General features: G+C 37.5%; 18 protein-coding genes, 1 pseudogene and 1 other annotated feature. Of the genes and pseudogenes, 9 read left to right on the top strand and 10 right to left on the bottom strand.

The features are described 5' to 3' along the window. Window positions 1-3: 3 nt before the first annotated feature. The 4 genes from IGK54_RS04795 to IGK54_RS04780 are packed head-to-tail and all read left to right on the top strand — an operon-like array spanning window position 4 to window position 3,033. A complete protein-coding gene (locus IGK54_RS04795; protein WP_142957614.1) occupies window positions 4-735 on the top strand; it encodes an amino acid ABC transporter ATP-binding protein in 732 nt (243 codons plus the stop codon). A gap of 34 nt (window positions 736-769) precedes the next feature. Continuing rightward, the gene (locus IGK54_RS04790) at window positions 770-1,597 is read left to right on the top strand and encodes a transporter substrate-binding domain-containing protein (protein ID WP_002360586.1); all 828 of its coding nucleotides are present in this window, start codon (window positions 770-772) and stop codon (window positions 1,595-1,597) included. A gap of 45 nt (window positions 1,598-1,642) precedes the next feature. Continuing rightward, window positions 1,643-2,356 carry an amino acid ABC transporter permease gene (locus IGK54_RS04785; RefSeq protein WP_002363695.1) on the top strand — a complete coding sequence of 238 codons (714 nt, stop codon included), beginning with the start codon at window positions 1,643-1,645 and terminating at the stop codon, window positions 2,354-2,356. Between the two features lie 11 nt (window positions 2,357-2,367). Then, on the top strand, window positions 2,368-3,033 hold the full coding sequence (locus IGK54_RS04780) for an amino acid ABC transporter permease (RefSeq protein ID WP_002382114.1): 666 nt from the start codon (window positions 2,368-2,370) through the stop codon (window positions 3,031-3,033). Window positions 3,034-3,230: 197 nt separating this feature from the next. On the opposite strand, the gene pheT is transcribed toward IGK54_RS04780, so the two are convergent. The 9 genes from pheT to IGK54_RS04735 form a co-directional block, all read right to left on the bottom strand. Further along, window positions 3,231-5,654, bottom strand: a complete 2,424-nt coding sequence (gene pheT / locus IGK54_RS04775) for a phenylalanine--tRNA ligase subunit beta (protein ID WP_142957609.1) — start codon at window positions 5,652-5,654, stop codon at window positions 3,231-3,233. A 7-nt stretch (window positions 5,655-5,661) separates the two neighbouring features. After that, window positions 5,662-6,708 (bottom strand): phenylalanine--tRNA ligase subunit alpha, encoded by a 1,047-nt coding sequence (gene pheS / locus IGK54_RS04770; RefSeq protein WP_002358034.1) that lies wholly within the window; start codon window positions 6,706-6,708, stop codon window positions 5,662-5,664. Between the two features lie 56 nt (window positions 6,709-6,764). Beyond that, window positions 6,765-6,983: a binding site (T-box leader), on the bottom strand. 43 nt (window positions 6,984-7,026) lie between these two features. Continuing rightward, window positions 7,027-7,371, bottom strand: a complete 345-nt coding sequence (locus tag IGK54_RS04765; RefSeq protein ID WP_002358035.1) for a winged helix-turn-helix transcriptional regulator — start codon at window positions 7,369-7,371, stop codon at window positions 7,027-7,029. Window positions 7,372-7,440: 69 nt separating this feature from the next. Next, window positions 7,441-11,235, bottom strand: a complete 3,795-nt coding sequence (addA, locus tag IGK54_RS04760) for a helicase-exonuclease AddAB subunit AddA (protein ID WP_142957607.1) — start codon at window positions 11,233-11,235, stop codon at window positions 7,441-7,443. Continuing rightward, a complete protein-coding gene (locus IGK54_RS04755) occupies window positions 11,228-14,818 on the bottom strand; it encodes a PD-(D/E)XK nuclease family protein (protein ID WP_142957605.1) in 3,591 nt (1,196 codons plus the stop codon). The genes addA and IGK54_RS04755 overlap by 8 nt, the downstream gene beginning before the upstream one ends. Before the next feature lie 110 nt (window positions 14,819-14,928). After that, window positions 14,929-15,477: a signal peptidase I gene (lepB, locus tag IGK54_RS04750; protein ID WP_002358039.1), complete on the bottom strand. Its 549-nt coding sequence runs from the start codon at window positions 15,475-15,477 to the stop codon at window positions 14,929-14,931. A gap of 220 nt (window positions 15,478-15,697) precedes the next feature. Then, window positions 15,698-16,417, bottom strand: a complete 720-nt coding sequence (locus IGK54_RS04745) for a LutC/YkgG family protein (RefSeq protein ID WP_002361597.1) — start codon at window positions 16,415-16,417, stop codon at window positions 15,698-15,700. Beyond that, window positions 16,410-17,882, bottom strand: coding sequence for a LutB/LldF family L-lactate oxidation iron-sulfur protein (locus tag IGK54_RS04740; protein ID WP_430603272.1), 1,473 nt, complete (start codon window positions 17,880-17,882; stop codon window positions 16,410-16,412). The genes IGK54_RS04745 and IGK54_RS04740 overlap by 8 nt, the downstream gene beginning before the upstream one ends. Before the next feature lie 12 nt (window positions 17,883-17,894). Further along, window positions 17,895-18,656 carry a (Fe-S)-binding protein gene (locus IGK54_RS04735; protein ID WP_002365495.1) on the bottom strand — a complete coding sequence of 254 codons (762 nt, stop codon included), beginning with the start codon at window positions 18,654-18,656 and terminating at the stop codon, window positions 17,895-17,897. Window positions 18,657-19,025: 369 nt separating this feature from the next. Here IGK54_RS04735 and IGK54_RS04730 point away from each other — a divergent pair, with 369 nt between their 5' ends. The 5 genes and pseudogenes from IGK54_RS04730 to IGK54_RS04710 all read left to right on the top strand — a co-directional run bounded on the left by IGK54_RS04730 (window position 19,026) and on the right by IGK54_RS04710 (window position 23,177). Then, window positions 19,026-19,313: a hypothetical protein gene (locus IGK54_RS04730; protein ID WP_016633855.1), complete on the top strand. Its 288-nt coding sequence runs from the start codon at window positions 19,026-19,028 to the stop codon at window positions 19,311-19,313. Between the two features lie 180 nt (window positions 19,314-19,493). Further along, entirely contained in the window at window positions 19,494-19,679 is a 186-nt protein-coding gene (locus IGK54_RS04725) for a hypothetical protein (protein WP_002358046.1), read from the top strand. A 171-nt stretch (window positions 19,680-19,850) separates the two neighbouring features. Beyond that, complete coding sequence (locus tag IGK54_RS04720) at window positions 19,851-21,203, top strand: amino acid permease (protein WP_016633854.1); 1,353 nt, start codon at window positions 19,851-19,853, stop codon at window positions 21,201-21,203. A 109-nt stretch (window positions 21,204-21,312) separates the two neighbouring features. Next, entirely contained in the window at window positions 21,313-21,714 is a 402-nt protein-coding gene (locus IGK54_RS04715) for a YxeA family protein (protein WP_002358048.1), read from the top strand. Between the two features lie 60 nt (window positions 21,715-21,774). After that, window positions 21,775-23,177 (top strand): annotated as a pseudogene (locus tag IGK54_RS04710) (IS3 family transposase). Between the two features lie 22 nt (window positions 23,178-23,199). On the opposite strand, the gene IGK54_RS04705 reads toward IGK54_RS04710, so the two are convergent. Continuing rightward, window positions 23,200-23,961, bottom strand: a complete 762-nt coding sequence (locus tag IGK54_RS04705; protein WP_430603270.1) for a methyltransferase domain-containing protein — start codon at window positions 23,959-23,961, stop codon at window positions 23,200-23,202. Between the last annotated feature and the right edge of the window lie 13 nt (window positions 23,962-23,974).

Here is a 23,974-nt window from a genome sequence, read left to right as displayed (position 1 = left end):
CCTATGATTTCTTTAGAACATGTAAATAAGTATTTTGGGGAGCATCACGTTTTAAAAGATATTACTTTGAATGTAGAGCAAGGAGAAAAAATTGTCATTATCGGACCCTCTGGCTCTGGCAAAAGTACATTAATTCGGTGTATGAACCAATTGGAAAAAGTCAATGATGGTTCCGTCGTAATTGATAACATTGACATCACCAAACCGAAAGCACCGATTCAAAAGGTTCGCCAGAAAGTTGCCATGGTCTTTCAAAATTTTAACTTATATGCTCACAAAACGATTATTGATAATTTAACGTTAGCACCGATTAAAGTGATGGGCGTTTCCAAAGAAGAAGCGGTTCGTACTGGCATGGAGTATTTAGAACGGGTCGGCTTAGCTGATAAAGCTTCTGCTTATCCTTCGCAGCTTTCTGGCGGGCAGCAACAACGGGTCGCTATTGCTCGTGCCTTAAATATGCATCCTGAGGTTATCCTTTTTGATGAACCGACTTCGGCACTTGATCCAGAAATGATTCAAGAAGTTTTAGATGTAATGGTCGATCTTTCCAAACAAAATATTACCATGGTTTGTGTCACACATGAAATGGGCTTTGCTCGTCAAGTGGCTGACCGTGTAATCTTTATGGACCAAGGAGAGATTATTGAACAAGGAACGCCTGAACATTTCTTTACAAGCACTGAAAACCCTCGTGCAAAAGAATTTCTAAGCAAAATTATTCATAACGGGTAATGAATAAAAAAACAAAAAATTGGAGGAATGAACAATGAAAAAACAAAATAAATGGCTGGCTGGACTCTCCTTACTTGTATTAGCAGGCATCATTGTGGGCTGTGGTAGCGGCAACAATGACTCAACTTCCAAAAGTGCTTCATCAAACAAAACGGTCACAGTAGAACAATTAAAAAAAGCGGGGAAAATTAAAGTAGGTGTCAAAGAAGACATTCCTAATTTTGGCTATATGAATCCTGATACAAACAAAAATGAAGGAATGGAACCAGATATTGCACGCTTGATTGCGAAAGAAATTACCGGCAGCGAAGAGAATGTGGAATTTGTGGGCGTGACAGCGAAAACGCGCGGTCCCCTTTTAGACAATGGTGAACTAGATATGGTAATTGCTACATTTACAATTACTGATGAACGTAAAAAGACTTATAATTTTACAACTCCCTATTATACAGATGAGATTGGTTTCCTTGTGCGCAAAGAGGATAACTTCTCCAGTATGAAAGATTTAGACGGAAAAACAATCGGCGTTGCACAATCTGCTACGACAAAAGAAAACTTAGAGAAAAAAGCGCAAGAGGAAGGAATCAAATTTACTTATCAAGAATTAGGTTCCTATCCAGAATTAAAAACAGCGTTAACTTCTAAACGAATTGATGCATTTTCAGTGGATAAATCAATCCTATCTGGCTATGTGGATGGCAAGACAGAAATTTTAAAAGATGGTTTTTCGCCACAAGAATATGGAATTACCACAAAGAAAGCAAATACTGAATTAAATGATTATCTAAATGGTTTAATTGAAAAATGGGAAAAAGACGGCACACTAGAAAAAATTTATCAAGACTGGGGCTTAAAAAATTAATCATTCCTAAGACTTGAAGAATCAAAAATTTTAGGAGGGATTTTTATGTTTTTGTTAGCCAATATTTCCTGGCTTGAAGAAGGGCCATTTGCCTTATATCGTTGGGAAGCTTTATTTCAAGATTGGCGAATTTTTGGTCAGGCTTTTCTCTATACTATTCTGCTTTCTTTAGGAGCAATCTTAGTCGCCTTTGCTTTAGGCATTTTCTTTGGCAGTTTATCAGCGACCAAAAGTAAACTTTTACACGCAATTAGTCGTGTCTATGTAGAATTTTTTCAAAACACACCTTTGTTGATTCAATTTATCGTAGTCTATTATGGCTTTCCTCTGCTAAGCCCGCTGCTTTCATTTTCTATTACTACGATTGCCATTCTGTGTGTAGGCCTCTATCATGGCGCCTACATTTCTGAAGTGGTTCGCTCAGGAATCGGAGCTGTCCCAAGAGGGCAATTTGAAGCGGCTTACTCACAAGGATTAACGTATGGTCAAACGATGCGGTATGTGATTTTACCACAAGCATGGCGGATTATGTTACCGCCTTTAACCAATCAAGTCGTTAACCTAATTAAAAATACGTCAACAGTTGCCATTATCTCTGGCGCTGACGTAATGTTTGCTGCCAATAGTTGGTCGTCTGTCAACTTGAACTATATTCCCGCCTTTGCGCTTGCTGGTTTCTTATATTTCATTCTTTGCTTCCCATTAGCGAATTTGGCTAGAAAAATGGAAGAAAAAAATAAGAAAGCATATAGCAGATAGGAGGAAAACAGATGCCTTTTTCAGAAGAAATGCGTCAATTACTGACAGCAAATAATTTTCAATTTCTATTTAACGGCTTAAAATTGACACTCTATATTTCCTTCGTCTCAATTATTTTGAGTACGATTTTTGGCACCATTCTAGCCGTTTTGCGAAATCAAACCCATGGACCACTGAAGTTACTTGCCAGTATTTATGTAGAAGTGGTGCGTAATATTCCAAACTTATTGTGGATTTATGTTATTTTTTTGATTTTCAAAATCAAATCCACACCTGCTGGAATTGTGAGTTTTACTGTGTTTACCACCGCTGCTTTAGCGGAAATTATTCGTGGTGGTTTAAATGGGGTCGATAAAGGACAAATTGAAGCGGCACGTTCTCAAGGGTTTTCAAATTGGCAAATTCTTTATCATATTGTTTTGCCTCAAGCCATTCGCAATGTTTTACCAGCGATCGTTTCTCAGTTTGTTACTGTCATCAAGGATACAAGTTTCTTGTATTCCGTGATTGCTTTACAAGAACTCTTTGGCAAATCTTATATCTTAATGGGGCGCTACGCACAAACAGGACAAGTGTTCACTATTTACGGAATCGTCGCCCTAATTTATTTCATTATTAACTTTAGTATCTCACAATTTTCACGTTGGCTTTCACGAAATTGGGCGAAAAGTTATTAATGTAGTTAAAAACAGGAGGCTGAGACAAAAGTGTTTAGCTCCAAGAAATAAGAAGGAATTCCCGAAAATTGTTCTTTAATTTTTGGAGAATTTCGGCTTATTTCCGAAGGAGCTGCTTTTGTTCAGCTGATTATCTTAAGATTTAGAAAGTGGGGCATAAGTCATTTCGACTTATGCCCCACTTTCCTGTTTTTATTTTATCTTACTTCTACTTGATGTTTTTCAATTAGCGCTTTTTCAACTTTTTCCATTGAACGGTTAATTTCTTCATCCACTAATGTCGCTTCTGCATTAACGAAAGTTAAACTATACGCCATTGATTTTTTGCCAGCGCCTAGTTTTTCACCTTGATATACATCAAATAAATGAATCTCTTTCAAATATTTACCTGCGTTATCTGAAATAGTTTTAACTAGTTCTTGATTGGTAACTGTTTCATCGACTAATAAAGCAATATCTCGAGAAACTGCTGGGAATTTAGAAACTGCTTCATAAGTAACCCCGCCTGCTTCTGTAGCTACTAATTGTTGCAAGTTTAATTCAGCAACATATGTTTCTGGAATATCGTACGCTTTCGCTGTCGTTGGGTGAACTTGTCCGACAAAACCAACCACTTCACCTTCTAAATAAATCCATGCTGTCCGGCCTGGATGCATTTCTGGAATCGCCGTTGTCGCTTGATAACTGATTTTTTCTGTTAATCCTAAAACAGCTACAATACTTTCCACTAAGCCTTTTACTGTATAAAAATCAACGGCTGTTGCTTTTGTTTGCCAATCTTTAACCATTGTATTACCAGTTAAAGCAAGTGCTAAGTGATTTTCTTCTGTAGGTAAATTTTTTGTTGGATCTTCTGTTTGGTAGAAAACGCGTCCTACTTCGTAGAAGGCGATATTATTATTTTTACGTGCCACATTGTATGCAACATCATCTAATAAACCAGAAATTAAGTTCATACGTAACACAGAACGCTCTTCACTCATTGGCCATTGCAAACGTGTTGTTTGACTTTCTTTCATCATAAATTGACGGGATTTTTCTTCTGTTGTCAACGCATAGCTGATGGCTTCACTCGTACCATGACCTTCCAGTAAGCTCTTTAATTGGCGCGTAACATGTTGTGCTTTGGTTAGACTTCCAGCAACTGTTTCTCCACTTGGCAATGTTGAAGGTAAATGATCATATCCATAAATGCGCGCCACTTCTTCAATAATATCTGCTTCAATCGCAATATCCCAACGTCTTGGTGGAATCGTAATTTCATATGCGCCTTGATTTACTTCATAAGCAAAACCGAGTGCTTCAAAAATTTCATTCACCGTTGCTTCATCTAATGCAGTGCCTAAATATTGGTTGATTCGTTCTAAAGTCACAGCTACCTGCGCTTCTTTAACGGCCACTTCAGAACCAACTGCAGTGCCTGAAACCACTGTTCCGTCGGCTAACTCTGCAATCATCGCGGCTGCCACATCACAAGCTAACCCAACTGTCGCTTGGTTGATGCCTTTTTCAAATCTACTTGAAGATTCACTCCGTAAATTAAATTGTTTAGACGTTTTGCGAATAGACAATGGATTGAACAATGCCGCTTCTAAAGCCACAGTTGTTGTTTCTTGACTGATTTCAGAATTAGCCCCACCCATTACGCCAGCTAAGCCGACAGGCGTTTTTCCATTCGTAATGATGATATTTTCTTCTGTTAATTGACGTGTTTCACCATCTAATGTAATTAGTTCTTCTGCTGATGTTGCTCGACGAACCAAGATTTCTTTGCTATCTAATTTTTGATAATCAAATGCATGCAATGGTTGACCAAATAATAATAAAATATAATTTGTCACGTCCACCACATTGTTAATCGGACGGATTCCTTCATTCATCAATCGGTTTTGCAACCACTGAGGACTTTCTGCAATCGTCACATCTTTAATGACACGAATTTGATACGCTGGTGCATCTTGTGAATCTTCAACAGTCACTGTTACGTAATTTTCCACGTTATCTGAAGCATCTTCTTTGAGTTCAGGATCATTAAACTGAGGCGTTTGACGATAAATTGCGCCAACTTCATAGGCTACCCCTCTCATACTTAATGCATCTGCACGGTTTGGTGTAATTGATAATTCAATAATCGCATCATCCATGTCTAAATAAGGGAAAACAGGTGTCCCATTCACTGCTTCTTGAGGTAAATAATAAATCCCTTCAGCATAGGCTTTTGGTACGACATTGTCTGAATATCCTAGCTCTTCTAACGAACAAATCATTCCGTTAGAGACTTCGCCACGCATTTTGCCTTTTTTAATTTTTTGATTTCCTGCAATTCTTGAACCAGGTAATGCTACGATGACTTTAATTCCTGCTTTTACATTTGGTGCTCCACAAACAATTTGTGACAATTCTTCTTCACCGATGTCTACTTGGCAAATTGATAAGTGGTCAGAGTTTGGATGAGGAACACATTCTTTTACTTCACCGACAACAATTTTCTTTAATCCTTCTTCAGGTACAGCAACGCCCTCAACTTCGATACCTGTCACAGACATTTTGTCCGCTAATTCTTGCGGAGTAACGTTTGAAAGATTAACATATTCATTTAACCATTTATAAGAAACTAACATTTTTCAACTACTCCTTTACCTTGAATTGATTTAAGAAACGTAAATCATTTTGATAAAAATTACGGATATCATTTACACCATAACGTAACATAGCAACGCGATCTGGTCCTAAGCCAAAGGCAAAGCCTGAGTACTCTGTTGGATCAATCCCTGACATTTGTAACACATCTGGATGAACCATCCCCGCACCTAAAATTTCAATCCAACCTGTATGTTTGCAGACGTTACAACCTGCGCCGCCACATTTAAAACAGCTAACATCTACTTCGACTGAAGGTTCTGTAAAAGGGAAATAGCTAGGACGTAAACGAATTTTACGATCTTCACCAAACATTTTTTTCATCATGACTTCTAACGTCCCTTTTAAATCACCCATTGTGACATTTTTATCGACAACAAGGCCTTCAATCTGATGGAATTGGTGACTATGTGTCGCATCATCTGTATCACGACGGAATACTTTCCCAGGAGAAATCATTCGTAATGCACCTTTTGAAAAATCGTGTTTTTCCATTGTTCGAGCTTGAACTGGTGAAGTATGCGTACGAATTAACATCTCATCTGAAATATAAAACGTATCTTGCATGTCGCGTGCCGGATGATCTTTTGGTAGATTCATGCGTTCGAAATTATAATGATCGGATTCTACTTCGTATCCTTCCACTACTTGATAACCCATGCCTAAGAAAATATCTTCAATCTCTTCCATAACTTGTGTCAAAATATGACGTGTGCCTTGAGGCATTTGTTTTCCAGGTAAAGTTACATCTAAACTTTCTTCTTTTAGTGCCGCATTTAACGCTTCGTTTTCTAAAACAACTTTGCGCGCTTCAATTGCTTCTGTTAATAAATCACGAATTTCATTTGCAAAGCCCCCCACCACTGGTCGTTCTTCTGGTGAAAGGTTTTTCATGCCTCTTAATACTTCGGTGATTGGCCCTTTTTTCCCTAATGTTTCTACGCGAATTTGGTTTAATTCTTTTAAAGTAGCAACTTGTGCGATTTCTTTGAGCGTATTGTCTCTAAGAGCTTCTAATTGCGCTTGTAATGTCATTATGCGTTCCCCTCTATCTTTTATTTAAACTAAAAAAAACGATAACCCATTCCTTTCAAAGGAACGAGCTATCGTGTTACCATCCTAATTCATAACAAATTGTTGTCATGCACTCATTTCATTTAACGGCAATTACCGGTTTGCTTTCTTCTTGAAAACAAACAAACTCAGGAAGTGAATTTCGCTTGGTGACTGTGTAAATCAGCTTCCAGTCTCTGGCTGACTCTCCCTAAAACACGTCAATTCAAACTACTTGTTTCCATCACTGTTTTTTTAGTTATTTAATTACGTTTAGTTTACAAGAAGTTTTGCTTGCGGTCAACTGCATTCTTCGTCTTTTACCCATTTTTCTGCCCAATGTTGAATTTGTTCCATTGCTAATTGCAAGTCTTCGCCTTTTTCGGTCAGGAAATATTCTAAGCGATTTCCTTCACCGCAACGAACAGCTTTGGTGATAATTCCTTCAGCTTCTAGTTCCTTCAATCGCTCTACTAAGACACGATCACTTAACATTGGAATTTTTTCTTTTAATTCGCCAAAACGTTGAGGACCTCGTTCTAATAAAACATCAATAATTAAACCATTCCATTTTTTACCAAGTATTGAAAATGATTTTTCAAATTTGGGACAAAGTACAAACGATTCTGTTTTTACTTTTTCCATCTTCCTCACCTCTTCAATGAGTATAGCACATTCCTTACAAAATGTAAGTGTTTCTGCTTCTAATTTTTTCTACTTTATAAAATCTACAACATTTCCTGTCTGCATGTCAATAATTACTCCTCCATTTAATAAAATTAAATAGACGTGCGACACCTCTTTATGCGTTGCCTCTTGTAGCGCTCTACGATAAAGATTCATCTGTCCGCGATACCGTTCGACAATTTCAGAAATCGCTTGGGGAGAGGTGCCTTTTACATGATCGGTTTTATAGTCATACAAAATGCATTGATTGTCTAATTCGATATAGCCATCAATAATCCCATGAATTAATAAATCATCTTGTGTCGTTTCTGGATAATTTTGAATGAGCTCTTCTGCTTCAATCAGCATAGAAAAAGGTTGTTCCCTTCTAACGGTTTGATGGTGTTGAATCAATTGTTTTCCTAAGGCGGTGTCAAAGAAGGCCACGATTTGTTCCAGATTCATTTTTTCAGCAATTGCTGGTAAAATCAATTTATTTTCCACTAAGCGTTCTTGAACAGCTCGCACTTCCTCGTAAGAAGGTTGCTTACTTAAATCAATTAGTTGTAATAAATAATGGGTTGCTGTCCCAATTTCAGCTGCTGAGGGCGCTTGAACCGTATCTAAAAATTTAGGCTTACTTAAATCTCCTTCAATCATTCGATTGACAATCAACGGTTGCGCTTGAATAGTATTGTCTTCCCGAACCTCAATTTTACCAATTTCTTTGTTATCGGGGTCATCAAATACTCGCTTGATTTCAGAAACAGACTGATAACTGGTGGTCCGAGTAGCCACTTCAAACGGATAATTGAAACTTAACCGTGCAAGGCCACGATTGATTTTGTCAGCAGATAATTGCGCTTTTTCGGCTAAATCCTCTGCTTGTCTTTCTGGCAATTGTAATTGCTGAATGGCTGCTCGTAGTTGTTCTTCGTTGAACCACTGAATATGAAAATTAGCTGGGTGCTTTTTGACTTGCGGAACGTTACTTACTACTACTTCTTGCTGATATTCATCGGCTTTTTGATGACGTACCAATGTCATCCCAACCCAATTCATTAAACTACTTTTACTTTGCAAGCGATTTTCAGCTGGTAGCACCAGTGTTTCTACATCGCCAACTTTCAGCCACTCTTTCCACATCGCCGCTTGGTCTTTATAGGAGCCTACCAGAAAAAGTTTCTGTTCTGCACGTGTCAACGCCACATATAACTTCCGCATTTCTTCGGATAGTAATTTTCTTAATCGTACTTGTTTAATCGCCAAAAATGGTAAAGTATCGTACATAACTCGTTCTTCAGGTTGTAAATAACGAATGCCTACCCCTAAATTTTCTTCAAAGATATAGCGTTCATTCAAATCACTGACATTAAATTCTTTGGTCATATCTAAAACGAATACCACCGGAAATTCTAACCCTTTACTAGCGTGAATCGTCATGACGCGTACGGCATTCTCTTCACTTAAAACGACTGGTTCTGCTAAATCTTTGTCTTTTTCTTGCATTTTTTCGATGAAGCGAACAAATTGAAATAATCCGCGGAAGGTTGTTTTTTCATACGCCGCGGCCCGGTCGACCAACGCATATAAATTGGCTTGGCGTTGTTTGCCAACAGGCAACCCGCCAACATAATCAAGATAGGCCGTTTCCCGATAAATTGTCCACAGCAAGTTGCTAAGCTGGTTGCGTCGAGCCTGTTCCCGCCATTTTTCTAATGATTCAGCAAAACGTATAGTTTTTTCCTGAACAACTGCTTCCTCCATGGTTGGTTCCATCTTTTGATTAAACATTAAAAATGCTTCGTAGTAACTGGTTTCCTTATTAGCCAAACGAATAAGCACTAATTCGTTTTCTTTTAATCCAACAATTGGTGAACGTAACACAGCTGCCAAAGGAATGTCTTGATAAGGATTATCAATCAATTGAAGCAAGGCAATCATTGTACGAATTTCCGTTGCTTGGAAATAATTTTGAGCATCATTGACTTGAACTGGAATTTCTAATGATTTAAAAACATCTAAAATAGTTAAATTATTTTTCTTTGTAGGCGTTAATAAGACAATATCTTGATACGTAATCGGTCGATCCGTTTTCAGCTTTTTATCATAAATTAAGAAATTTTGGTCAATTAATTCACGAATTTTCAAAGCAGTAACGTAAAGTTCCCCTTCTGTCTTATCTTCAATCAACAACTCAGGGGATTGTAATTCTGGAAATTCAACTGATTCTGTTGCTTTTTTTTCATAAATTAGCAATTCAGTTGAATAATCAGCTGCCTCCGAAAATTGATCAAAACCATGAACCAAAGCGGCTGACTCATCGTAAGCAATTTGGCCCACTCGCTCATCCATTAATTGACTAAATACTAAATTCGTAAAGTCTAAAACGTCTTTGCGGGAACGAAAATTTTCAGCTAGAATAATTCGTTTGCCCTCTTTGCCTTGCCCATACTGATTGTATTTTTCAATAAACAATGTAGGATCTGCCAAGCGGAAAGAATAAATAGACTGTTTCACATCTCCTACCATAAAAAGGTTTCCTTCTGCGCTAAGCGGGCGGCGCAACCAATACAAAATAGATTCTTGTAATTGATTGATATCTTGGTATTCATCGACTAACACTTCATCAAATTTTTCTCGATAGTAAACCGAGGCTTCTGATGCATGCCAGCCATCTGCCTGATTTTTCGCTAAAATAGCTAACGTATAATGTTCTAAATCGTTAAAATCCACTAAATTTTTAAGCCGTTTTTCTGCGCCATAGGCCTCCATAAATTGTTTCCCCACGTGAGCCATTTCTTGAACAATGGGCGTGGCCTCTTTCAAGACTTGTTTCATGGCATCTGGAGAAAGTGTAAACAGTTGCTTTTTCAAATCATTTAACGCTTTTTTATTTTGTTCTCGCAACTGTTTGGCTTGTTCCGCGGTCGGTTTCAACTCTTCGGCACGAACTGTTGGGTAGCGGTCAAAGCTTAACAATTCAGTCAAATTATAGGCGCTTTCTAAATCATTTCTCTCTAAAAATTGTAAAAATTGTTTTGTTTGTTCCTTTTCATTTTGAGCTAAATACCAAATCTTTTGAAGTTTCTCTTCGCCCTCTGTTAAGGTCACCATTTCTTCGTAACGCTGAAGAGTTCGTTGTAACGTCTCAACGGCTAGCGGTTTTAAATACGTCTGAAATAACGTTGATTCGCCTAGCTGATCCCCTACTTCGTAGGCTTGTGTTAAGCCATTAATCCACGCCTCTGGATCAGGATTGGCTTTGGCAAATTCATAAAAAGAAAAAATTAAGTTAGTGAGTCCGTCATCACTACGATCATTGGAAAAATTCGCTGTTAATTGGTAAAATTCTTCTTGATTTTCCGCATAAAATTGTTCACGTAATGCATCCCAAACATCTTCTTTTAATAACAATGTTTCTGTTTCATCTGTTAACATCCGAAAAACTGGATCTATGTCAATTAAATAATAAAAACGACGAATAACAGTTAAACAAAAGGCATGTAACGTGCTGATATTGGCTGTTGGCAAAAGAGCAATTTGACGAGAAAAATGCCGTCTTCTTTCTGGATCTTGTTCTTCATTCATTGCCTTTTGTAAAGCCACTTGGATACGTTCTTTCATCTCACGGGCGGCGGCTTCAGTGTACGTCACAATCAAGAGACGATCGATATCGACGCCGCTTTTGACTTTTTCAATGACACGGCGGACTAAAACGGTGGTTTTTCCTGAGCCAGCCGAAGCAGAAACTAAGATATTTTCATCGCCATCAAACACCGCTTGCCATTGACTGTCGGTGAATTGCTCATTGGCTGGACGTAGTGGAATTGTTTTACTCATCTTCGGTTGCTCCTTCCTCATCTTTGTTTAACAAGCGCGCCATAATTTCCTCTTTGGATAAATTCTCAATACGATGATAATTATTTTCTTTTAACATCACATCAAAATCACAGACACTTCGAAACGGACAATAGCGACAAGCAATCCGTTCCTTGCCTTGATAAGCGGGATTAAGTTGAACTTCGCCGCCAATAATTTGATTCCCCGCTTCAATAAATTTATTTCGGTTATGGGAAAGCAACGCGCCTAATTCTGGTTCTGTCACAAATTTATCTTCTTGGCGACGACCAGGTTTAATTTGTTCTTTGGCGGATTCTTCAATCGGAAACAGCAACGAACTTTGTTTAGCTTGCAGACTCGTATCTAAATGATCCAATAAATCTGGGTCTTTCATCAAAAGACCATCAAACTGATATTTTTTAAGCATTTGTTGTTCAATGTCGTCTTTGCCTTCATAAGATAACGTAGGATTGTGTACATGCAGATAAAGTGAGCCAGCAGGTTTAGCTTCTTGACCAACTAATTGCACAGCATCCATTAAAGCCACATCCAAGTACGTCAGCATTTGCATGGCTAAGCCGTAATACGCTTCTGTCATATTAAATTTACGGTGACTCGATTTATAATCAATCACACCTAAATAGGTTGATTCGGGTGTAACCAATTGATCAATCCGGTCGATTTTTCCCCGAACATGAATTTTCCCTTGATTTTTTAATGGTAATTCCAAACCAGAAATTCCTTTTTTAGCGGCAATTTGGCCAAATAACACTTCCGTTTGAACAGTCGTCATGCCACTTCGTTGGCTTTGGCGTTTCAGCGCCCAACTGACTTTTTTAATTGTTTGACTCAATTGATAGCGAATATAGTTCATGCGACTAGAGGTCGTTAATACAGAAAAACGTGCATCCCCTAAAATACTATTTAGTACTTCCTCCGCCAATAAATTGACTTCCTGATCGGTTAATTCAGATAAGTTCCGTTGATTCATAATCAATAATTTAAAGAACTGATCCAATGCTTCATGGAAAAATTCCCCTGTAGCTGCTGGCGAAAGCCCAAAGACATCTCTTTCTTTCAAACGTAAGCCATAGCGAGAAAAGTATTGATATTGACAGCGATAAAAACTCTCCATCCGAGAAACGGATGTATAAATATCTTTACCATATAAAGGTTCTGCTAACACCTCATCAATCTTTTCAGGAATATTTTGATGCGTTAAACTTTCGAAAACTTGCTTGGCTAGCGGCGCAATTGATTGGTTCATTAGCGCTTTTTCCATATTTAACCAGAAAGGCAACAATCCTTCTTGTGTTTCTTTCCGTTGTCTTTTCAAACGCGTTAATTCACCGATTAACGTCCGATACGTACTAATATGGGCTAAACTGGTCGTTTCATCATCGAAAATGGTTGTTTCATTTTTTTCAAAAACGGGCAAGTTTAAATCTTTTTGGATATTTTTAAAATAAGGAGACGGTTTGACTTCTTGAGCGGTGTCTTTAACACTTGGATAGGTTAAATATAACCGTTCTCGCGCTGAAGAAAAGACGAGATACGCAACAAACGGTTCTTGCGCAATTTTGCGCCCAGTTGTCCCACGTAAATATTGGTTTTCCGTTAAAGTATCATTGATTGTCTGACGTTCTTCATCAGACAATAGTGTTTTATTTTCAATCTTTTGTGGAAAAATTTCTTCCGTCATCCCAATAGCAAAAGTAACCTTGGCAGCGCCAGGTCGAGTTAAATCCATTGCGCGAACTTGTACTTGGTCAATCGCTGTCGGCACTTTACTATAGTGCAAACCTTCCAAGCCACTAACAAATATTTCTTGAAACGTTGTAAAATCAAACGAACTTTCTCCGTAAACAGTGACGTATTCATCTAGTAATGACATCAATGCATCCCAAGTCTGTTCATGGTTACGAGCTGTTTCTAGTTGACCTGCTTCGATAGCTTGTAAGCGCCACATTTTTAATTGTGTTGCCACACCACTTTGCAGTAAAAAGTGATAGAAGACGGTCGCTGCTTCCAAACCAGTTTTGGCACTTATCATTGCTTGAAAGTAACTAGGTAGCAGCCGTTGAAGCGATTGACGAATCGCATTTGACTCTTCTTCCATCGTAGCGACATCTTCTTGCTCTTCCGCTTCAAAATCATACCGAATAAATTCCCAATCTTTTTCTTGTGACCAATAATAACCTTCATAGCCGTATGCCAGGACTACATTTTCGGTAATATCAACTTTTCTGCGCCAAGCGTTCCGTTGGTTTAACCAATCAGTCAAGCTTTCTTCAGAAGTAGCGTGTTGATTCATTGGCATAAATAATTCCGTTCTCAAAAAACGGAGCACATCACGATAACGATAATTGTACGAATGAATAGCAAATAAAGATTCAATCCATTCGACTAAAGGATGCCGATCCATAGCCATATCTCGGTCGACATAAACAGGAATCTCGTGTTCCGCAAAAATCGGTTCTAATAAATTTTCATAACAATCTAAATCACGAGTCAACACCTGAATTTCTTTGTACCGATACCCTTCTTCCACCACTAAACGGCGAATTTCGGTTGCAACATGTGTTAATTCTTCTTTAACGTTTTCAGCACGCCACAGAAATAAGCCATCGCCCCTCCAGTCAGTTGTGCTTAATGGAGGCAGGTGTTCTTGCGATTGAATCCAATAATCGTTTAATCCTTGCAAGTCTGGATTTGTAATTAATACCTCTTTCTTTTCCACATAATCTGAAAGAATCGGGATTTGCTTCTGTCTTGCTAGTTGATAAAGCTGATGATAGGTTTGTCCCGCTTCATAAAATAACGACCGCGGATCAGGTAAGTCATGCGGATATTGTTTGTCCAATACGAGGGCTACTTTCACAGAACCTGCTTGCGCCATTAGCACTTCAATCAACTTTAATTCTCTGGCAGTAAACTGCTGATAGCCTGAAATAACGAATTGAACATTCGACAAATCAACCGTTTGTAAATACTCGCTTAAATGTTGAATAATCTCCGCTGATTCATAGCCATACTGACTCATTTGCAATTGGAATCGCGTAAAAATTAACGTTAAATCTTGAAACTTAAGTTGTACATCTTGCCCTTTAGGGTTCTCCGTTTGTTTTTCTAAAAATGGATAAAGCTCCGCAATCTCAATATTGCCTTCGCGCATTTCTTGATAAAGCTGAAATAGTTGTTGAATAAAGCCAGGCTTGTTAATTTCACCTCTAAAAATTTTTAACTCTTCTTCTACTTCTACTAAAATTTTGCGGAAAATCATCGCAGCGCCTGCATCAGATAAAACATCTGCCGAGTAAAAAGGTGTATGTTGTAAATAGTACCAAGCCAAACGATAAAAACTAAAAACCTGCAGACGGGTACTGGTTATTGAATCAGACGTAGTTGTCTGTAATTGACGTAACTTTTGCAAGACTTGAATTTCTTGCTCAAACTTAATATGGTTCGGGACTAAATAGAATACTTCATGCTGTGCGTCTTCCTCTAGCCATTGTTTTGTCGCCTGTATAAGTGGCGCTTCTAAGTCTGCCACGGCGGTTCCTCTAATAAACTGCACACTCATGGTTTCACATCCTTTTCCTTTGCACTGCCTTTATTTTACCACAAAAGAAGGACGGAAACATGTGTTTGTTTTTACACATTTCCGTCCTTCTCTTTTACTCATTGTCTCTTTTATTGTTTTGATACTTCTGGTATTGGACCAAACCGTGAGAATGGCCACATAACGAATTTCACTTCACCCAAAATATCTTTTTTATGAATAAAACCAATGACACGACCGTCTTTTGAATTCCGTCGATTATCACCTAAAACAAAGTAGCTATCTGCTGGTACTTTTTCTTTTAATGAAAAATCGCCTGTCAAAGGTTGACCATCTGTTAAGGCTTTTTTAAATTCATCTAAATAGGGTTCGTCAACTTCTTTTCCATTGATGTACAACGTATCATCCTTGTACGCAATTGTATCTCCAGGTAAACCAATCACACGTTTAATATAATTTTTATCTGGTTCATCTGGCGCTGGGAAAGTAATAATATCGAAACGATTAATTTCTGTGTTTTTTAACGTAATTACCCGTTCACCATCTGCTAACGTTGGATCCATTGAATGACCTCTCACTACGACAGGCGTAAATACAAATTGTCTCAGTAAAAACAGACCCAAAGCTAAACAGGCAAAAAAGACGACTGTTTTAATTAATTCTTTTGATTTCAAACTCATTCCTCCAAAAACCTTATTATCTTATGTCTCATATTCTACCACAAAGTAAATCAATCCTATAGTGCTTAACACCCAATTAATTTTTATGTACGCTTTTTTTACAAAATGGTCAGAAAAAAAACGTATTTCTTTCAAATTTGATTCTTACTTTTTTGATCCTGCTCATAAAAAAAGCATAATCAATTCTAAAAAGGGCTGAATTGATTATGCTTCTAGCGTTTTAGCGATCCATCACAACCACGTAACAAACTTCTAAAGGACCATGCAACCCGACAACCAGTTGCATTTCAATATCTCCTGAATTAGAAGGCCCTGAAATAAAGTGAATCGCTGAGCCAATTTTTTCGCCTTTTTCTATTTTTTCTGTATAAAAAGCTGCTGGCTGAGTCGAACGTGGAACGAGTTTGCTAAACGGTATAATTGAAATGTAATGCTTCGGTAAAAAATGTAAGGCTCTGCCTTGTCCCGCATTGGACTCCACCACAATCGTTCCTGATTCAGCTAGTAAAAACTCAGCAAAGGCAATCGCGATATTTGCCTGAGCAGCTGTTTGAATATTCGCTTCTCGTTGCTCACTTCCAGGTTGCCATTGCTTAACAGAAACAGCCTCTAATGACTTAGCTAAATCAGCTAATCCATAGGCTTCAAAACGTGCATCTGTTGGCAATAAAAGATTGCCCCCACCAAACTCAGCAACAATTTGCTGAATCGTCGTCAGTAAATTTTCTTGTGTGGTTTCCACTAAGTTCGTGTGAATCGTTTCCACACGCTCCTTCACAATCGTTAATAGCTCTGCTGGTGTTTTATCTGCCAACTGTTCTTCTGGTAAATGATTAACTGGCTCAAATGGATGGGCCGAAACAGGCTGTTTTTCTACGCCTAATTTTTCTCGTAGATTTTGTAAAAAAGGTTCTCGATTTTGAATCGCTTCGTTAGTCATTTTTTTCACCTTCTTGATGTTTTTTGAACCAACTTCTGAAGTTTTCTGAAGATTTTGGTGGTCTTGGCAAATCACGAACATCGGTCCAGCCTTTTACTAACCCTGGTCCTTTATCAAGGTAGCCCCCATGATTGTACATGTTTTCAACAGTAATGTCTTTTTGTTTACTTAAAATGCCCACTGCAGCATGATCGACTTTCATGGCTGCTTTAAACATTGCTGGTGAACCAGTGGCTTTGCCTACCATACGCATTTGGAAATCTTCGAATCCATGTTTCATTTTCAGATCATCGGTCATCACTTTACGATGTTCAATTAATAATTCGTGCAATGGAATTTTCACAGGACACGTTTCCGTACATGCCCCACAAAGACTAGACGCATAAGGCAATTCCCCAAACTGTTTATATCCACCTAAAATTGGAGAAAGCACAGCACCAATTGGTCCTGGATAAATAGAGCCATAACCGTGCCCTCCAATATGGCGATAGACCGGACAAACATTCAGACAAGACCCACAACGAATACACTGTAAGACTGGCTGAAAGGCTGTTCCTAACGCTTTTGAACGTCCGTTATCCAAAATGACCACGTGAAATTCTTCTGGACCATCGGATTCATCCGCATTTTTTTGCCCGGCAAACGTCACATACGTTGTTAAATTTTGACCAACGGCACTTCTGGCTAAAAGGTTATCTAAAACCTCTGCTTCACGCATTGTTGGTACGATTCTTTCCATCCCCATTAACACGATTTGTGTCTTAGGAATACTGATGGTCAAATCAGCATTTCCTTCATTTGTATTTAAGTTAATTAAGCCGCTATCCGCAATAGCGAAATTACAACCTGTAATGCCAATCTCCGCTTCCAAAAAGAATTTGCGCATCACTTCTCGTGCACAGCGTGCCAAATTTACCGGGTCATTATCTCCTTGATACCCTAATTTTTTCGCAAAAACCTGACGAATCTGTTCGCGATTTTTATGAATACTTGGGAAAACAATATGTGACGGCTCATCCCAGTCATCCATTTGTAAAATGAATTCCGCCAAATCTGTTTCCATCACACTAACATCGTCTAATCCCAATAACATTGGATCTATATCGACTTCGGTCGTCACCATTGATTTAGATTTCACAATTTTTTTCGCCTTTTTTTCTAGAACCACTTGCTTCACATATTCATTGGCCTCTTCGGCGGTTTGAGCAAAAAAGACTTTGCCACCTCGTTTGGCAACGTTATCACTGAACTCTTCTAAATAGTCAGGCAGATAGTGAATTGTATGTTGGCGAATTTGTTCTCCCAGTTCACGCCATTGTGGCCAATTGCCTAAAGCTTCCCGCGCACCTTCTCGTTTCTCCCATTGGGCATCTTGTGCTTTGGCGACAGCCTTTTGCATAAACACATCTTTTTTACTTTCTTCAATTCGTTCACTTAACGGCTTATTGCTCGTTGATAATCCCACAGTTCTTCCCCCTTACCCTACCGATATGATTTGCGGTTGATCCATGCGTGCTTCATCCACTTCGTGATTAAGGACTTCTGCAATATGCATAATCTTAATCTTTTTCCCATCACGATTGAATTTACCCCCGATATTCATCAGGCAACCCATATCCGCACTAATTAAAATTTCTGCGCCTGTATCAATCACATCGTTCATTTTTTCCGTCACCATTTGTTCAGAAATAGCTGGCATTTTCACTGAAAACGTTCCGCCAAATCCGCAACAATTTTCAAGATGTCCTAAAGGAATCATTTCTAATCCTTTCACATGATCCAACAAAACAAAGGGTGATTCTCGTTCATTTAAAATTCGCGTCATATGACAAGAACGATGATAAGTGGCTTTCCCATGTAACGTTGCGCCAACATCTTTGACCCCTAAGACACGATAAAGAAACTGACTAAACTCATAAGTTCGCTCAGCTAAACGTTGTGCTTTTGGTCCATAAATAGGATCATCTGCTAAAAATTTGTGGTATTCTTTCATCATGCCGACACAAGACCCCGCAGGTCCCACCACATAATCGGCACCGTCAAAACTATCAATTTGATTCTTAAGCGTTGTCGTGCTCTCTGTCACATAGCCACTATTGTACGTTGGCTGACCACAACACGTTTGGCTTGTTGGTAAAACCGTTTCACAGCCATAACGTTCCAAAACCTCTACCATTGCTTGCCCTACATTTGGAAAAAGTAAATCCACCACGCATGTCGAAAATATACTCACTTTCACGCAAAATAACCTCCTCGTTTTCTACGAAAAGGCTCCATGAAATTAATTGGGCGGCTGTCATTAAAAGTCACTTGGCTGTCGTCTCTAACTACTTCACAGTGCCTTTTCAACAAATACGTTATTTGTAACAAAAATCGTTTTTTAAAATGATTCTTATACAATAATTATTTTACCAGTATCTGGTTTTAACAGCAAACGATTCCAGAAATTTTGTGCATTTTCACACAAAAAAGGAGGCTTTTTTATAAAAGTTTCTTTTAACCCCTTTGAAATTCGTTTTTTCTGAAGAAAAGAGTGACGAAATTTTGAAATTTTGGTAAACTAAGAAAAAACGAGAAACGAGGGCCATGCATGTTCATTTCATTTAACATGTTTATTCTATTAATTGTTGCAACGATCCTAATGATTTTTCTGATTATCTATTTGACAGTCACTGGAAATGATAAAAATAATATAAAGAAACAAAAGAAAGAAACAAAAAGAACTACGCCAACTTTAAACAAAAAAACAACCGTTCCCCCTTCTCAGAAGCCAAATGTTGTGACTGATGTTGCAAAAAAGAGCGAGCCGGAAAAGCAAGCCGTACAACGAACACAACAACCAACCACTAGAGAGGACGAGACTTCTCAATTTACACGAAGCCAACGTCATAAATAAAAATGGGACATAAGTCGAAATGACTTATGTCCCATTTTCTAATTCTTAAGATAATCAGCTGAACAAAAAATCCGCTAGTGGTTTCACTTTTTCTTTTAATTAATGATAGTTTATTCTTCTTTTCAGGTGTATACTAAATGATTGAAAAGAGACTTTAACTAATTAGGAAGAGGTGATTTTTTGTCTGCAAAGCGGTTTATTCAATTATTCATTTGTTATGCTATTTCAATGATTGTCGCAATACTTTTAACGGACTTATTTAATTTCTCGAGTCCTATAGCTTATTTAGTAGTGGCTAGTATCATCGGCTATGTAGTCATTACTGTTCCATTAACAATTATGACTCTATTAAAAAATAAAAATTAATAAAAAAATTGAGCGATTTTAATCACTTAAATTGCTCGATTTTTTTATTTTCATAATATTTTTCACTTATTTTTTCATTTTCATTGACAGAATAGTTGTAATTGTCAGAAAATTGTATATAATAAAGAAAGTTATTTTCATATTATTTTTTTTCAATTAAAGGAGAATCCTATGAGTGAAACACAACAAACAACCTTAAAAAAACAATTAAGCTCGCGCCATATTACGATGTTAGCCTTAGGAGGAGCGATTGGCGCAGGTCTTTTTAAAGGAAGTGGCGAAGCAATTGGTATTGCTGGTCCTTCTGTATTAATCGCCTTTCTAATTGGCGGTGCTGTTCTCTTCATCGTCATGAGTGGTTTAGGAAAACTCGTTTTAGATGGCGGAGACACACATCATGGTTTGTCTGGCTTGGTTCGACCATTTTTAGGTGCACATTCTGCTGATTTTATTGATTGGGTTTATTATTCCATGTGGACAATTAATATTATCGCAGAAGCGGTTGCCGCAGCTTCCTTTTTACAACTTTGGTTTCCTAATATTCCTGCTTGGTTTTTTGTTTTCATTTTAGCTATTTTAACGACGCTCATTAATCTTTACTCGGTTCGTTTATTTGCAGAAACAGAATATTGGTTGGCGTTTGCTAAAATTAGTGTCATCATTTTGTTAATTATTTTTGGTGTTTATCTGGTGGGACAACAAATGCTAGGCAATGGTGTCTTCCCTACTTTACAAAGTATCACCGATCATGGTGGCTTCGCCCCACATGGCATGAAAGGTATTGTTAATTCTTTATTAGTAGTTATTTATTCTTATGGCGGTTCAGAATTAATCGCGATTACTGTCAGTGAAGCAGATGATCCTAAAAAAGCCATTCCTAAGGCGATTCGTGGTGTGATGGGACGGATTATTTCCTTCTATATCATTCCATTATTCTTACTTTTGATTATTTTCCCTTGGAATACATTAGCAGGCACAACGGTGAGTCCATTTGTTATGGTTTTTGAAAAAATGAATATTCCTTTTGCTGCTGACATCGTAAATTTTGTGATTATTTTAGCCTTGTTTTCTTCTATTAATTCTGGGGTATACGCCTCTTCTCGCCTTTTATATTTTCGCTTAAAAGATAAAAAAGGACCCATGAGTAAACTAGCGGTTTTAAACAAGCACCAAGTACCTCAACGTTCAGTTTTCTTCTGCGCAAGTGTTTTATATCTGGGCGTTATTCTTTCTTATTTTGTTGGCGATGAATTATTTGGTTACTTAGCCGGTTCCCTCTCTTACACTGTCTTGCTAATTTGGATTTTAATTAGCGCTGCGGCGTTTGTTCTGTCTTTAAAACGAGGGTCTCTCTTTGAAAAAAGTATTAATCTCCTTGCTTTAATCATTTTAGGTCTCATCTTTATTGGCATCTTATTTACAAATTCGTTAGGCGTCACTCTTTTAACAGGCCTATTGTACTTTGTTATTTTCTTTAGTTATCGTAAGAAAAATGATTCCTTTCTACTCTCTGATGAAAGCTAAATAGACCAAAAAAACGAACAGTTTTGTAAGATAACTGTTCGTTTTTTCGATGTTCCATCTCCTTCTTCTTTTGCTATGCTATTTTTGTAAATTGTTAGGAGGAGAAAAAATGAAAAAAATCGGCGCTATTTTATTTATTGGCTTATTTATTGTTGGTGGTTATACAGGCTATCGTTATTATGCAGATACATATAAGGGTGAAAAAGCCTATGCACAAGTTCCTCTAGAAATTCCTGAACGAAAACAAACAGTAGATGACAATCAAAAAAGCATAGATGGCCAATATTCTTTACACTATCGACTAACTTTTGTTAAAAGTAATGGAAAAACGCAAGTTATGGACTACGAACGGACAGACAAAAATCCTCAACCTTTGGAACCAAATGCTTACATAGAAGCAACCATTAGTAAAAAAAGAATCATCCAATCTCCTGTCAAAATTGATAAAAAAGAGATTCCAGAAAAAGCTTTCGCACAATTAAATAACCGAAAAACAACCAGCGATAATTAGTCATCTGAGCCGACCCCCAAAAGTTAGACCTAGAAATCTAACTTTTGGAGGTTTTTTTGTATGGCAAAATACAGTTTTGAATTTAAACTTAAACTTGTTCATGACTACTTATCTGGTCAAGGAGGTCTAAGGTTTCTCGCAAAGAAGTATGGGTTTAAAGATAGTTCTCAAATAAGCAAATGGATAAATGCCTATAAAGAACTTGGTGAAGAAGGCCTACTTCGCAGTCGAAAAAATAAGAATTACTCTGTTCAATTTAAGCTAGATGCGATAGAGTTATATTTAACAACAGAGTTGTCCTATCAAGAAGTAGCTAATCTTCTAAAAATGAACAATCCATCATTGATTGCGAATTGGCTTAGAACGTATCAGAAGTTTGGTATAGAGGGACTCTCTAAACAGAAAGGACGTCCACCTACCATGTCTAAAAAGAAACGAAATGAACCCCAACCACTACCAAGTGAACGATCTCAAGTAGAGAAACTAGAAAAAGAAAATAGAATGTTAAAAATTGAGAATGCCTATTTAAAAGAATTGAGGAGACTGCGTTTAGAGGACGAACAAAAAATGAACGAATCGCACGAATCATTCACAGTCTCCGAAGACACTTTCGATTAAAAGATATTTTGGAAACCCTAAGGTTTCCAAAATCTACTTACATGTACTGGCAAAAACGCCTCGACAGAACAGCTTCAACACAAATCATCGAAGAAGAAATTCAAGCGATTCGTAAAAAACATCAACATTATGGCTATAGAAGGATGACCCAAGAATTGAAACGACGTGGATTTCAAGTGAATAAAAAGAAAGTCCAGCGATTAATACAAAAGTTAAAGTTACAAGTCAAAGCTTTTACTAAGAAATCAAGAAAATATAATTCCTATAAAGGAACCGTTGGTAAAATCGCTAAAAATTTGATTCGTCGCCGATTTAAAACCTCTGTTCCTCATCAAAAAATTACAACTGATACAACTGAATTTAAGTACTTTGAAGCAGATAACGCAGGCATCTTTCGTCAGAAAAAACTATACTTAGATCCATTTATGGATATGTATAATAGTGAAATTCTAAGCTATAGCCTTTCTACTCAACCAAATGGTAAAACAGTTATGGAAGGTCTGAAAGAAGCAATTTCTCAAACAAATGATTGTCCCTATCGGCGCACCTTTCACTCTGATCAAGGCTGGGCTTATCAAATGAATGTCTATATACAAACATTAAAGGACAACAATATCTTTCAAAGTATGTCTCGAAAAGGAACCTGTTTAGATAATTCTCCTATGGAGAATTTCTTCAGTATCCTAAAACAAGAAGTGTACTATGGAAAAATCTATCAAAGTCAAAATGAATTGAGAGAAGCAATTGAGAACTACATTTATTATTACAATCATCACCGAATCAAGGAAAAACTTAACTGGAAAAGCCCAGTAGAATTTCGACAATTCAATCAAAAAACTGCATAAAAATAGAGTGGAAAAATCCACTCTATAAAAAGTCTAACTTTTTGGGGTCACTACAATCGCTGGTTGTTTTTTTACATGGAATAACAATTAATTCATAAATAATGGTACGCTGATTTTGCTTAATTTCATGAGAACCAAAAATTTCTTGTATGCGTTGTTCTAAAATTGGAACTGACCATTGTTCTTCAAAATAGCTGCGGAAAAAGTCTTTTGAAATAGCTTCTGATGCTTCAAAGAAAAATTTTTTTGTGAAAAAAGGTCGCTGTTCTTTTTTTAGAAATGCTTTGTATTGTGCCATCCATTTTAACTGCGGGTTGCTCTCTTGCTCAAAAGGAGAAAACAACGAATCTTGCTCTTCCACTAGCCGAAATATAAGACACCATTCTTCACTTAATTGGCACAATGCATTAACTTTTTCCGGCGTATCCAAAGCAGGATTCATGGCTGAAAAAACGACTTGAAATTTTTTCCCAGTCTCAATCAGTCTTTCTTGGCTTTGGTGAAGAAAAACAACGTTGCTTTGTGCTTTTGCTTCCGCAATCTCCAACATTCTCTGAGAAATATCGGCTAGCGTGTACTCCGTGACTTGCTCTTGAAAAAAAGGTAAGTATCGTCCTGTCCCACCTGCGATATCCAAAAATGTCTGACACGGAAAAATGCCTTCTTGGACCAAGAAATCACGTAATTCTCGGACAATTGGAAATGGCGATTCTTGTTGAATTTCTTCATATTCTTCTGCAAATTCATCCCAAAATTCCGCTAATTCTTGCTCATTATTATTCATCAACAGTTGCCCC

Source organism: Enterococcus sp. DIV2384 (genome assembly GCF_050534975.1).
Lineage (GTDB): Bacteria > Bacillota > Bacilli > Lactobacillales > Enterococcaceae > Enterococcus > Enterococcus faecalis.
The sequence above is the reverse complement of the archived record's forward strand: the minus strand, read 5'-3'. Positions and strand labels throughout refer to the sequence as shown.